Below are 10,078 nucleotides of genomic sequence, written 5' to 3'. Positions count from 1 at the left end.
CCTGCGGGAGGGGTGGACCGCGCTGCGCGCGGCCCTCTCCGGGCCTCGGCAAGCCGAGGCCGAGCAGCCGGGTCCGGCGCTGCGCGCCTCTCCTTGTGCCTCGTCATCCCTGCCTCTCGCGTCAACCTGTCAACCCTGTTGGCCGTCGGTCCGAGAGGCCTTCACACGTCCCGCACCCCGCTCCGCTGTACAGCCCTCTGAGGGGATGCTTACGGGCTGAGGAGTGCTCCCCTGCTGAACCTGCGATACCCGCTATTTCGGGGCGCGTGGCGGCCATTTGTGCCCTTCGGGCGACCACGAGGAGCAGGGGTGCCTGCTCGGCGGATCGGTTAGACCCAACCAGGTTGACACTGTCTGGGGCCGTGGCTATATTCAACCATGTCAGGTCTACTAAATACAACCCCTGTGGAGGACTGCTCTCATGGATCGACTCGTCTTCACCTTCCCCGACTCTCCCCGGACGATGCTCCGGCTCGATGATGTGCGAACCCAGTGGGACGGTCCCGACCGGCGACACCGAACCGCGCTGGACTCCGCGCAAGCGGCCCGACTCGTGGGGGCGTGGCTGCGTGTCCAGCCCGGTCGGACGATCCACACCGCCCCGTGGCCGTCGAACCGCTGGACCTGGATCCTGACCGATGAACACGGGCAACAGCACGCCTGGCACCCTGTGGGCTACCTGGCCGACACAGGCAGTCCGCGGTGGTTCGTGCACACGTTCCCCACGCCCGTACGGACCCGTAAACCGGTCTCCGATTCCGTGGCGCTCAGCACGATTCACGCGTTCGTCAACCAGCCCGGCGGGGTGAACGGCGGGGACCTCGTAGACGCGGTGTGCGAGGTGCTAGAACGAGCCGGGATGCCAGTAAACGACTGACATCTACCGCCGAGCGGAGGCCCGGAAGGACGGTCATGCGGACCACCTTCCGGGCCTCTGCCGTGTCCATGCGACGCGCGTCGCGGTCCCGTGTCGGCTGCGGATGCTATTTTGTAGGTGTCAGGTCTACTAGTAGGAGGAAGCACTATGTCACACGCACCAGCACTCGCGATCGTCCCGGCGGACGTCTCCGAGCCGATGGACTGGCTCAACGGCAGCATGTACCGGTTTTCGGACCAGTTCGCCGTCACCCCACACCCCGACCCCGACGGTGTGCCCGGCGAGTGGCGCGGGATCGTCGAGCAGGCGCGCGCTCAGTGCCCGTGGCACTACCCCGCCGCCGTGTCCGATCTCGACGTGCTCCACGACTTCACCACGGGCGGCCTATGGCACCAGCGCGAGGACGGCGAGATCGAGCGGTGGACGACCCTCAACCCCGCCGGTCAGTTCGACGAGTGGTCGGTCGGTTCTGCCTGGGCGGACGGGTTCGCCGACGCGGACCAGCACCCCGTGACGCTGACACGGATGCTACTGGTCACCGGGGTCATGGCCACGATGCCGCACGGCGTGCTCACGAGCCGCGGCGAATGGCACGCACGCGGCCCGCTGGGGCTGTTCGGGGTCTCCGAGGACGTGACGCCGGATGAGTGGTCCTCGACGGTGAGCGCGGCGCTGCTGGACCCCGCTGCGGACGGCGGGACCGTCATCTACCTCGACGTGCACCGCTGACGGATCGGGCGGCGGGGCTGGTACCAACCCGCCCCGCCGCCAATGTCAGTGGGTACCCCTATATTCGTAAGTGTCAGGTCTACGAAACAACTACTAGGAGGAATCATGACTGACACGACGAACACCACCGCTACCGCCACCGCCACCGCCCCGGTCCCCGCGTACGGGCCGCTGCAGTTCAACGTGACCCCGGCACCGCTGGACCCCACGTTCGACGCGCTGCGGGAGCTCACGCGGGCGCAGGACCGCGCTCGCGAGGCCGAGGCGGTGACCGCCCGCCTCATGGCTGAGGTTGAGCGGCTGCGCTCCGAGCAGATCATCGACGGAGCGGACCCCCGCCTCGAGCGGTTCTGGGAGCGCGCGGGCCGCATCGCCGACTACGCGGACTACTGCTCCGAGTACGACCGCATGGCGGAAGAGCTGAACGGCCCCGGCCGCACCCGCGAGTTCGAGGTGAGCTACGACGTGACCCTCACGGTCCCCGTGACCGTCACGGTCAGCGCTCGCGACGAGGACGCCGCGGACGACGTGGCACGCGACGAGATCGACGAGGACACCATCGTCGAGGCGATCCGAGACTCGTACACCGGCGACCACACGGCCACCTACACCGGCGCGGCACGCGCCTAACCACACCCACCACGGCGGGAGGGGCGACAGCCTCGCCCCTCCCGCCCCTGGGAAAGGAGATCCCCGTGAGCGCCTACCTCGTCAACGAAGAAACGATCCACGTCCTCGTACATACCGCCATCTACCGCGGCGGCATGGACAACCCGATGCACTGGGCCACCAGCGCGGAAGCCAACGCCGAAGGCACCAACGGCGTCCGGAACACCAGTTACTCCGCCGACCGCTACCGGGTCGCCATGCGCGGCACCGAGGAGCACATCGGACAGATGCTGCTCGACGCCAACGCCGCCAGCCTCGGTGCGCTCTACGGCGACGACGACGCATTCGTCTACACCTACCGCCGGCCCGAGTTCACCGACTGGGAACCGGTCGAACTGCTCGGCATCCTCAACTGCTTCGAGTACCAGGCATGCGAAGTCACCGACTGGGACACCTCCGAGGCCTACCGGTTCTGCTGCGCACTCCGCCGACGCATCGAGGGCCTGCTCCCCGGCGCCCACGCGGCCCCCTGGGGCGTCACCCGCGGCGAGGACGCGCCCGCACACGTCATCGCAGCACGGGAGGCCCGCGCCGCCCGCGCCGCCGACCACCGACGCTAGCCACCCGCGGGCGGCCCCAAGCGGGCCGCCCGCCCACCCGACAGGAACGCCCATGAACACCAACACCACGAACGTCGACCCCTCCGAGGCCGCGACCGTCATCCTCGGTTGGTCGAGCGCCGACGTGCTCTGCACCATCACCGTCGGCGAGGCCAGCCGGATCGGTGACCTATTCGCCGACCTCGGCCGACCGGACGTGCGAGAGCACATCATCCGCGAAGCCTGGGAGGGCGAGGACCCGACCGTCCGCGACCCCGCCCCGTGGGTCGCTACCGACGGCACACGGATCAGCATCGACGAACCGGACGCACCCGCCCCCACCGGGTACCGCTTCGACGCACGACTCGACTGGGAGGAGGACACCCCAACGGCCTGACAACCGGCGGCGGGATCACCACCGATCCCGCCGCCGAAATCGCCCCAAGAAAATCCCGGAATCGACTGGACACCGCTTCAAAAAGCAACTATATTAGTAAGTGTCAGGGAGGCGAACTAGCAAACGAAAGGAGAGGGCACAACCCACCACCAGGGATGCGGACCCCGCAGCCCCAACGAGGGATGCCCACTCAACAATTTGCCACTAGGGGCGCTCGCCGCAGTCGACAACGACGTCACTGCTTTCGCCCCGAGATACCGTACGATCACACAGAGACGCCCGGCCGGTTGGTTAGTAGACCTGACAATCCACTTCCTCCCCCTGCCGGGCGTCTCTTTGCGCGCTGGCTCAGTGAGCCGCGGCGTACGCCTCGCGCACCGCCCCGGAGATCCGGCCGCGATTTGCTACCTCGTAGCCGTTCGCAGTAGCCCACTCACGGATGCGCTGCAGCTCGTCCGCACTTGACCGCCCCGCCGAGCCCGCCGAGCTCCCCCGGCGACCTCCGCGCGAGCCGCCAACCTTTCGAGCCGCCGAGACATAGTCGCTGACTGCCTCGCGGAACTTCGCGGCAGTGTCCTCGCTGAGGTCGATTTCGTAGGACGTCCCGTCGAAGGAGAAGAAGACCGTACCGCCGGCGCCGTCCTCAATGACCTCCCCCGTCACGTCATCGGTCATGTGGACGGTGACTTTCTGTGCCACAGCAAATTCCCCTTCGTTTCGGAAATCGAATACGCGGACACAGTACAAGGGCGGGAGGAGCAGCCACCTCCCGCCCTTGTCCCGGCGTGTTACTGCGAAAGCGATTCGCGCTCGAACGTGTCGCAGATGATGACGGCCTCCGCCTGGTCGATCGACACCGTCGACACCAGCCGCCAACCGCTCGCACCCCACGCCTGCACCTCGGCCGCGCGTTGCGCGAGCGAGTCGCCCGCCCGGCGGTTGTCCTCCTTGGTCACCTGGCAGCTGATGCTCTGGTAGTCCATCTTCGTGATGCCCATGTCCGGCTCCCACCTTCCTTGTTCCGTAGACCTGACACTTACGAATATAGGTACCTCGGTCCGAGGTGTCAACCTTGTTGGGGTAATCCGTTCGGGGTGACGGTAGGAGTAGGTGCCGGCGTCCGCCGCGATCGGACATGGCACGCAACCTTGGGCGCGACCCTCCGCGCTCCCAACTGGGTTGACAGCGTCGATCTCCGGTGCTTTATTAGTAGATGTCAGGTCTACTAATAGGAGGTTGGACGATGAGTGAACTGCTGATCCACAAGGACTGCATCGACCTGCTGGTGAGCGCGATCATCGTGGGAGGACTGCACGGCGATCGTGCGGAGATCTCACCGGCGTCGCGAGCAGCGGTTGCCCACGCGGACGACATGGGACGGATCCTCTGGAATGCGGTCGCGGTTGCCACGAGCCGGCGGTCTTCGGAACGGGTTGTCGCACCCGAGTACGAGTGGCGGCCGGTCGCGGAGCTCATGGGCCTCACTCTGCGCCCGGCTCAGCTGCTGCAGGTCGAGCAGACACGACGGTTCGTGCTCGAGGCGACTCGCGGGTTCGACGGGTGGCTCATGGCGCGCTCGACCAGGCTGCTGCAGATGCTCGCGGCCGCGGTCGAGCACGGACTGCAGGGCTTCCCTCGTGGCGAGGATGGCGACTACCGGGGTATCGAGCTGCTCGAGCCGCGGTGGCGTCGCGTCGACGAGACCCTCGAGCCGGTTCCCGGCGTGCATCGCTGACGCAGAACCATCGACGAGGAGACAGCGGTGCGGTACGCAGTGCGCTGGCGGCAGACGACCGAACATGCCGTCGAGGTCGACGTCGATGCGGCGACTGTTGCTGCATGGGCGGCCGAGACGGTCCCGCTCCAAGCGCTGCGCGGCGACCAGGTCGCGCCCGCGTCGGCTGCGATGATCCTGCAGTCGATGGACGCGAACCCGCACCTGCGGAATCGGCTGGTCCAGCTCTGGGCGGCCGCACACGCCGCACCAACGGCTTCGGCCCCCCGGGTCGATGTCATCGACGTGAACGAGCCCGACGCGGGCAGAGAGGAGCGCTGAGCATGTCGACGCCAGCCGCCGAACACCTTGCCCGCCTCGCCGAGGTGCGGGACGCTATTGCCGCCGACGAGCAACGTGAGAGCGACCTACGACGCAACCAGCGCGAACACCTTGGAGAAGCGCTCGGAGCCGGCGCCACCGTTGCCGAGGTCGTGGAGGCGTCGGGGCTCTCGCGGGCGTACCTGCACCGCGTCGACGTGCCGCTCTACACGCCGCAGACGACGCACGCACGCACGCTCAGGCGATCGGGCGAGCTCGATCCCGCCGCCCCTCGGGCAGATGCGCTGGAAGCTGCAAGACGGCTCCGGGACGAGGTCGCAGAGCTGCGTGCGGACACCGAGGAACGCCGGCGCGTACGCAACGAGCTCGTCGTCGCAGCATCGGCCATCGACGGGGTCTCCCGTGCCGCCGTGGAGGACGCCGCGGGGGTCTCCTCCGAGTGGATCCGGAAGCTGCTCCGCCGAACCACGAGCTAGGGCTAGAACGCCCCCTACTGTGTGTCTGTGGGGAAACAGCAGAATCCGAAGACTGGCACTCGCGCGGCTCGAGTGAATATGGCGGTTGCTTGCGGCGGGGGCGTTCTCATCGTTCTTGCCTGCATCTACCTGGCCGTGTGGATCGTCATAGATGCAATAGCCGGGGGCTGGGATGGCGAGTCAGGCCGTGGGCTCTCGCTCATCGGGGCAGGAATTGCGGCCGCGCGGGCCTTCCTCCGGAAGTACAACGGACGAGCGAACACGGTCGTCTCGGTGGTCACCGTGATGTCCGCTTTCGCGGGGATCTACCTTGGCTTCTTCACGGCGCTAGCACCCTGGAGCTTCTTCTTTGGCGGTGTAGCAGTCGTGTTGGGCATCGTGCTCGTCGTGCTCGACATGACGACGGTCTGGAAATCTGCCTGGCGCTGGCATTCGACGGACTGGGACAGTCCGTCGAATGAATCACCGAACAGGAACAACGGCAGTGACGACGCGGCTGCTGTCGAGCACTCGGTTCATGCCGGCAGCGCAGTAGCTGTCAGCGATGCCGTACGTCACAGCAGTCGCGACGACGGCGGCGCCGACGTAGTTGCGGTCACGGATGACGGCGGCGAGGAGCGCGGTGCCAGTGCCGGCAGGATCGGCGGACGATCGGGCGAGGTCGTGGAGCAGGAACGTGCGAGTGCCGGCGTCGGTGAGCTCGTCGAGAGTGGTCCGCTCGAGGCGGTCACGGTGCATGGGGAGCGCGGCGACGAGCAGCCCGACCACGATGAGCACGAGGAGCACGAAGAACGCGGCTTGGATGGCGTTCGCGATGGCGAGCGGCAGCGTCAGGGCCGCGACGACGTCGACGAGCAGCAGCAGGAGGACTCCCCCGAGCAGGAGGAACATGCCGGGTCGGCGGCCGGATCGGTCCCCGCGGTGCTCGCTGAGGACGACGCTCGAGCTGACGCCAGCGCACCAGACCTCGCCGGCGGCGAGCCAGCCATAGAAGATGGGCGCCTTGCCGAGCCAGAAGAACGGCAGCAGCCAACGCAGTAGCAGCGGCTTCCGGCGGTAGAACGCTGCAGCATTGGCCCAGGACAGCCGTCGGAAGTCGCTTCGGTGCGCCCGGCGGTAGCCAGCGAGGGCGAGACGTCGTTCATCGGTCATCGCGAGCTCTCCCGGCGGGTGAGGGCGAGGGGAACGTTGTTGCGCTCGGAGACGTGCACGCGGATGCCGGCGAGCGAGACGGGTCCCCCCGTTGCGCGGAGCTGATCGGTGACCTGCAGGTCATAGTTGAGCGCGCGGAGGAGCTTGCCCGCCCACTCGGGGTCGTTCATGTTCCAGCCGCCGCCGATGAGGTTGCAGGGGCCACGAACGCCGGCGACGAGATCCGCAATGGTGTAGATCTCTGTGCTCGCGTCGAGGTCCGAGGGTCGGGACAACACGAGGAAGCGGGCGTCGCGCGAGCGGACGGTCCACTCCGGGTGTGCGGGCGAGTCCGGGGCGAGCGCGACGACGTCGCCGACGTCGAGCTGCTCGAGCTCGTGGAGGTCCTCAGCTGTGGTCATGCAGCGCACCACTCCCACTCGTCCCGGTTGAACACGGTCGGCTCCCCCTCCACCTGCAGCGTGATGCTGCCCCGGTCGCGGCGCTCGTAGAGGCCGTCGACGACGTCGTACGCCCAGCCATCGGCGGCGGGACGCCAGCGGACGAGCTGCACGAGCTCGCCGCGCTTCACACTAGGTGCGCTGACACGGACGGCGTTGGTGCGCTTCGACATGGGTCGTCCGCTCATGCCGCCGCGGCGGGCAAGGTCGCTATCTTGTCCGGTCGGAACCCCGACCAGTGCTCCTCGTCGGTGACGACGACTGGCGCTTGGAGGTAGCCGAGCGCCTTGACCTGCTCGAGCGCTGCCTCGTCGGTGCTGACGTCGCGGACGACGTACTCGATGCCCTTGTTGTCGAGCGCACGGTACGTCGCGGTGCACTGCACGCAGGACGGCTTGGTGTAGACGGTGACGGTCACGGGTGTTCCTCTCGGTCAGACCACGGCGAGCGTCGCCTCAAGACGACTCCGCCAGCCGGCGATGGTCATGTCGAGCACGGCGGCGTGCGCGAGCCCGGTTTCGGTGGTGGTGTCGGTCGTCGCTCGGTCGTGCTCGTACCGCCCGATGAGCCGCGACAGGTAGGCGACGGATCGGTCTCGCTCAATGGGTGTGAGGTTGCGGGAGGACGTGGAAGCGACGTCATGGGTGAGCGTGGTCATGGAGGGCTCCTTCCTCGGAGAGGGTGAACAGGGGCGGCTCAACGTCGGCTGGCGTGCCGGTTGTGGTGTCAATCCATCCGAAGCTGCAGCAGCGAGCGCAGGCAATTGCCTCAGGTTCGCCGGGGCCGGGATCGGTGTCGACGTAGCCAGCACCGCCGCAAGCAGGACAGCGTGCGTACCTCACGGCACTGCGCTGCGGTGCATCGGAGGCGGTCATGCCAGCCCCTCCTCCAAGGGGTCGGCAGTGAGCGGGGTGATCGTCACCGCATCCCAGAGCCGCGGCGCAAGAGCCGTAGCGATGGTGGGCAGGATGAGAAGTAGCGGCAGGAGTGCAGGGCCGTTGTACGTCCACCCCTGGATCGCGCCGACGGCGAAGACGCCGATGAGCACGCCGTGGTACATGGCGCCGTAGGTGTAGACCCACTGGCCGATCTTCTGTCGACGGTCTGCCTGCTCGAGTGTTTCGTACCACCGGCGAGCCCAGTAGGTGGGGCGCCCACGGCGTACCACTGCTTCGAACGGTCGTCCTGCGGCGTCGATGTGGATCGTGCCGGCGGGGACGCTCGAAGGATTGCCGAGCTCGCGTGGGGTGGGCATTCCGAGCCAGTGTTCGAGCTTCTGGATCCAGCGCATGGGGAGGTTCCTTTCGTGTTCTACGCGCGAGAGCGCACGGGGTTGCTACTTGCAGCTGTTGAGGACGCGGGTGATGGCGTCGCGGTCGGCGGTGTCGAGGGTGAGCTCGTAGCGGTGCACGACGTAGGCGAAGCGGGTGACGTACGTGCAGGAGTAGGCGACGGTCGGGAGCCAGGTGGCCGGACCCTGGTCGGACTTGGACTCGTTGGCGGTGCCGTCGGCGGCCTGCAGGTTGTTCAGGTCGGTGGCGAGCTGCTCGCGATGCTCGTCGGTCCACGTGGAGGCGCCGTGCTGCCAGGCCCAGGAGAGCGGGACGATGTGGTCGATTTGGACGGCCCGGCTGGTCTGCTCGCCCTTGGTGAAGGCGATCTCGTGGCCGGTGTACGGGTCGGCGAGGGTGCCGGCGGTGACGACGCAGTCGTGGGTGCCCGGCTTGTAGGTGAGGTGGGTGAGGTCGCGGCGGAGCGTGTCGTTGCGTTGGTCGCATCCGTTGTGGTCGGTGTCGGCCCAAGCGGGACCGAAGAGGTCACGGTTGTACCCACTCTCGGCGGCGGTGGTCGGCGCGGGGATCTCGGTGAGCAGGCTGCGGACAGCGGCGGTGTCGATGGTGTCGCCGGTGACGAGGCCGGCGTCCTGCAGCTGGGCAGTGACGCTCGGGGCGGCGCCGACGGAGAGGCTGCCGGCGGCCCCCATCCCCGGGGCGTAGTGCACGCCGGCGAACAGCGCGGCCGCGAGGCCAACGACGCCGAACGCGCCCCAGAGGTTGCGGCGGCGGCTCATCGGTGGAATCCCTGGGTAACCCACTCCATGACGTCGGACCACTGCGCCCGCGGGACGTCGCTGTGGGCCTCGGAGTTGTGCACTCGGGCTGCGTTGTCCGCAGTGACGAAGTCGGTGGCGTCCGCAGCGGTGGGGATCCAGTTGCAGGGGGTGCAGCGGGCCACGTACTGGCCGCCGAACGGAACGACGGTGCCGCACGGTGCGACGTCGACGAGCGCTCCGAAGTCGAGCACGTTGTCGTCGGCGAACTCCGCGGGGGTCGGGGCGGCGAGGTCCGGGCTGGGGTGGTGTGGGCGTTCGGCGATCTCGTCGGCGTAGGCGAGGGCGAAGCGTTCCGCGAGAGTGCTGTCCGCTCCGTGCTCGTCGGCCCAGCGGCGGGCGCGAGCGTAGGCGGGGTCCGTGGCGGAGTGCGCCTCGAGGGCTGTTGCAAGGGTGGTGATCATGATCGGGCCGTCCCTTCTGTTCGGTCAGTTGGAGTAGGTGCCGTCACGGCCCGCGATCGGACAGGTCATGGCGATTTCGTTGGGAACGACGACGACGGCGCCGCCGGATCCGGGGACAGGGGTGGTGTTCCTGTCGGACCGGATCGCGGCGGCGCCGAGACCATCGGTGATCTGGTGTGCGGTCATGTCTGCACTCGCTCTCGTGCGGAAGTGTTCCGCACATGAGACT

Annotated in this window: 18 protein-coding genes; 7 read left to right on the top strand and 11 right to left on the bottom strand. The window is 67.9% G+C overall.

Features of this window, described 5'->3' with window-relative positions; genetic code table 11:
* Positions 1-1,024: 1,024 nt before the first annotated feature.
* The 4 genes from LQK89_RS17990 to LQK89_RS17975 all read left to right on the top strand — a co-directional run bounded on the left by LQK89_RS17990 (position 1,025) and on the right by LQK89_RS17975 (position 3,211).
* Positions 1,025-1,606 (top strand): hypothetical protein, encoded by a 582-nt coding sequence (locus LQK89_RS17990; RefSeq protein WP_231051071.1) that lies wholly within the window; start codon positions 1,025-1,027, stop codon positions 1,604-1,606.
* 105 nt (positions 1,607-1,711) lie between these two features.
* Positions 1,712-2,236: a type IV conjugative transfer system protein TraE gene (locus tag LQK89_RS17985; protein WP_231051070.1), complete on the top strand. Its 525-nt coding sequence runs from the start codon at positions 1,712-1,714 to the stop codon at positions 2,234-2,236.
* Positions 2,237-2,301: 65 nt separating this feature from the next.
* Positions 2,302-2,835 (top strand): hypothetical protein, encoded by a 534-nt coding sequence (locus LQK89_RS17980; RefSeq protein ID WP_231051069.1) that lies wholly within the window; start codon positions 2,302-2,304, stop codon positions 2,833-2,835.
* 52 nt (positions 2,836-2,887) lie between these two features.
* Positions 2,888-3,211 (top strand): hypothetical protein, encoded by a 324-nt coding sequence (locus LQK89_RS17975; protein WP_231051068.1) that lies wholly within the window; start codon positions 2,888-2,890, stop codon positions 3,209-3,211.
* Positions 3,212-3,559: 348 nt separating this feature from the next.
* Here the strand turns inward: LQK89_RS17975 and LQK89_RS17970 are convergent, their stop codons facing one another.
* Positions 3,560-3,910 (bottom strand): histone-like nucleoid-structuring protein Lsr2, encoded by a 351-nt coding sequence (locus tag LQK89_RS17970; protein WP_231051067.1) that lies wholly within the window; start codon positions 3,908-3,910, stop codon positions 3,560-3,562.
* Between the two features lie 89 nt (positions 3,911-3,999).
* Complete coding sequence (locus LQK89_RS17965) at positions 4,000-4,209, bottom strand: DUF4177 domain-containing protein (RefSeq protein WP_231051066.1); 210 nt, start codon at positions 4,207-4,209, stop codon at positions 4,000-4,002.
* A gap of 245 nt (positions 4,210-4,454) precedes the next feature.
* On the opposite strand from LQK89_RS17965, the gene LQK89_RS17960 reads away from it, so the two are divergent.
* The 3 genes from LQK89_RS17960 to LQK89_RS17950 are packed head-to-tail and all read left to right on the top strand — an operon-like array spanning position 4,455 to position 5,743.
* A complete protein-coding gene (locus LQK89_RS17960) occupies positions 4,455-4,946 on the top strand; it encodes a hypothetical protein (protein WP_231051065.1) in 492 nt (163 codons plus the stop codon).
* Positions 4,947-4,973: 27 nt separating this feature from the next.
* Positions 4,974-5,267, top strand: a complete 294-nt coding sequence (locus LQK89_RS17955) for a hypothetical protein (protein ID WP_231051064.1) — start codon at positions 4,974-4,976, stop codon at positions 5,265-5,267.
* Between the two features lie 2 nt (positions 5,268-5,269).
* On the top strand, positions 5,270-5,743 hold the full coding sequence (locus LQK89_RS17950) for a hypothetical protein (protein WP_231051063.1): 474 nt from the start codon (positions 5,270-5,272) through the stop codon (positions 5,741-5,743).
* Positions 5,744-6,205: 462 nt separating this feature from the next.
* On the opposite strand, the gene LQK89_RS17945 is transcribed toward LQK89_RS17950, so the two are convergent.
* The 9 genes from LQK89_RS17945 to LQK89_RS17905 form a co-directional block, all read right to left on the bottom strand.
* Positions 6,206-6,895: a hypothetical protein gene (locus LQK89_RS17945; protein ID WP_231051062.1), complete on the bottom strand. Its 690-nt coding sequence runs from the start codon at positions 6,893-6,895 to the stop codon at positions 6,206-6,208.
* Complete coding sequence (locus LQK89_RS17940) at positions 6,892-7,296, bottom strand: hypothetical protein (RefSeq protein ID WP_231051061.1); 405 nt, start codon at positions 7,294-7,296, stop codon at positions 6,892-6,894. Before LQK89_RS17940 ends, LQK89_RS17945 begins: the two co-directional genes overlap by 4 nt.
* Positions 7,293-7,508, bottom strand: a complete 216-nt coding sequence (locus LQK89_RS17935; protein ID WP_231051060.1) for a hypothetical protein — start codon at positions 7,506-7,508, stop codon at positions 7,293-7,295. Before LQK89_RS17935 ends, LQK89_RS17940 begins: the two co-directional genes overlap by 4 nt.
* A gap of 11 nt (positions 7,509-7,519) precedes the next feature.
* Positions 7,520-7,753 (bottom strand): glutaredoxin-like protein NrdH, encoded by a 234-nt coding sequence (gene nrdH / locus LQK89_RS17930; RefSeq protein ID WP_231051059.1) that lies wholly within the window; start codon positions 7,751-7,753, stop codon positions 7,520-7,522.
* Between the two features lie 15 nt (positions 7,754-7,768).
* On the bottom strand, positions 7,769-7,993 hold the full coding sequence (locus tag LQK89_RS17925; protein ID WP_231051058.1) for a hypothetical protein: 225 nt from the start codon (positions 7,991-7,993) through the stop codon (positions 7,769-7,771).
* A 213-nt stretch (positions 7,994-8,206) separates the two neighbouring features.
* Positions 8,207-8,626 carry a hypothetical protein gene (locus LQK89_RS17920; RefSeq protein ID WP_231051057.1) on the bottom strand — a complete coding sequence of 140 codons (420 nt, stop codon included), beginning with the start codon at positions 8,624-8,626 and terminating at the stop codon, positions 8,207-8,209.
* A gap of 45 nt (positions 8,627-8,671) precedes the next feature.
* The gene (locus LQK89_RS17915; protein WP_231051056.1) at positions 8,672-9,406 is read right to left on the bottom strand and encodes an HNH endonuclease family protein; all 735 of its coding nucleotides are present in this window, start codon (positions 9,404-9,406) and stop codon (positions 8,672-8,674) included.
* Complete coding sequence (locus LQK89_RS17910) at positions 9,403-9,849, bottom strand: hypothetical protein (protein WP_231051055.1); 447 nt, start codon at positions 9,847-9,849, stop codon at positions 9,403-9,405. Before LQK89_RS17910 ends, LQK89_RS17915 begins: the two co-directional genes overlap by 4 nt.
* A gap of 24 nt (positions 9,850-9,873) precedes the next feature.
* Complete coding sequence (locus LQK89_RS17905; RefSeq protein ID WP_231051054.1) at positions 9,874-10,035, bottom strand: hypothetical protein; 162 nt, start codon at positions 10,033-10,035, stop codon at positions 9,874-9,876.
* Between the last annotated feature and the right edge of the window lie 43 nt (positions 10,036-10,078).

The sequence above is a fragment of the Curtobacterium sp. C1 genome, assembly GCF_021049325.1.
Classification (GTDB): Bacteria; Actinomycetota; Actinomycetes; order Actinomycetales; family Microbacteriaceae; genus Curtobacterium; species Curtobacterium citreum.
The sequence above is the reverse complement of the archived record's forward strand: the minus strand, read 5'-3'. Positions and strand labels throughout refer to the sequence as shown.

Bases quoted from the DNA above. Each gene is read 5' to 3' on its own strand.
- LQK89_RS17990 (WP_231051071.1), top strand. From the start codon at position 1,025: ATGTCACACGCACCAGCACTCGCGATCGTCCCGGCGGACGTCTCCGAG.
- LQK89_RS17985 (WP_231051070.1), top strand. From the start codon at position 1,712: ATGACTGACACGACGAACACCACCGCTACCGCCACCGCCACCGCCCCG.
- LQK89_RS17975 (WP_231051068.1), top strand. From the start codon at position 2,888: ATGAACACCAACACCACGAACGTCGACCCCTCCGAGGCCGCGACCGTC.
- LQK89_RS17965 (WP_231051066.1), bottom strand. From the start codon at position 4,209: ATGGGCATCACGAAGATGGACTACCAGAGCATCAGCTGCCAGGTGACC.
- LQK89_RS17960 (WP_231051065.1), top strand. From the start codon at position 4,455: ATGAGTGAACTGCTGATCCACAAGGACTGCATCGACCTGCTGGTGAGC.
- LQK89_RS17950 (WP_231051063.1), top strand. From the start codon at position 5,270: ATGTCGACGCCAGCCGCCGAACACCTTGCCCGCCTCGCCGAGGTGCGG.
- LQK89_RS17945 (WP_231051062.1), bottom strand. From the start codon at position 6,895: ATGACCGATGAACGACGTCTCGCCCTCGCTGGCTACCGCCGGGCGCAC.
- LQK89_RS17940 (WP_231051061.1), bottom strand. From the start codon at position 7,296: ATGACCACAGCTGAGGACCTCCACGAGCTCGAGCAGCTCGACGTCGGC.
- LQK89_RS17935 (WP_231051060.1), bottom strand. From the start codon at position 7,508: ATGTCGAAGCGCACCAACGCCGTCCGTGTCAGCGCACCTAGTGTGAAG.
- LQK89_RS17925 (WP_231051058.1), bottom strand. From the start codon at position 7,993: ATGACCACGCTCACCCATGACGTCGCTTCCACGTCCTCCCGCAACCTC.
- LQK89_RS17920 (WP_231051057.1), bottom strand. From the start codon at position 8,626: ATGCGCTGGATCCAGAAGCTCGAACACTGGCTCGGAATGCCCACCCCA.
- LQK89_RS17915 (WP_231051056.1), bottom strand. From the start codon at position 9,406: ATGAGCCGCCGCCGCAACCTCTGGGGCGCGTTCGGCGTCGTTGGCCTC.
- LQK89_RS17910 (WP_231051055.1), bottom strand. From the start codon at position 9,849: ATGATCACCACCCTTGCAACAGCCCTCGAGGCGCACTCCGCCACGGAC.
- LQK89_RS17905 (WP_231051054.1), bottom strand. From the start codon at position 10,035: ATGACCGCACACCAGATCACCGATGGTCTCGGCGCCGCCGCGATCCGG.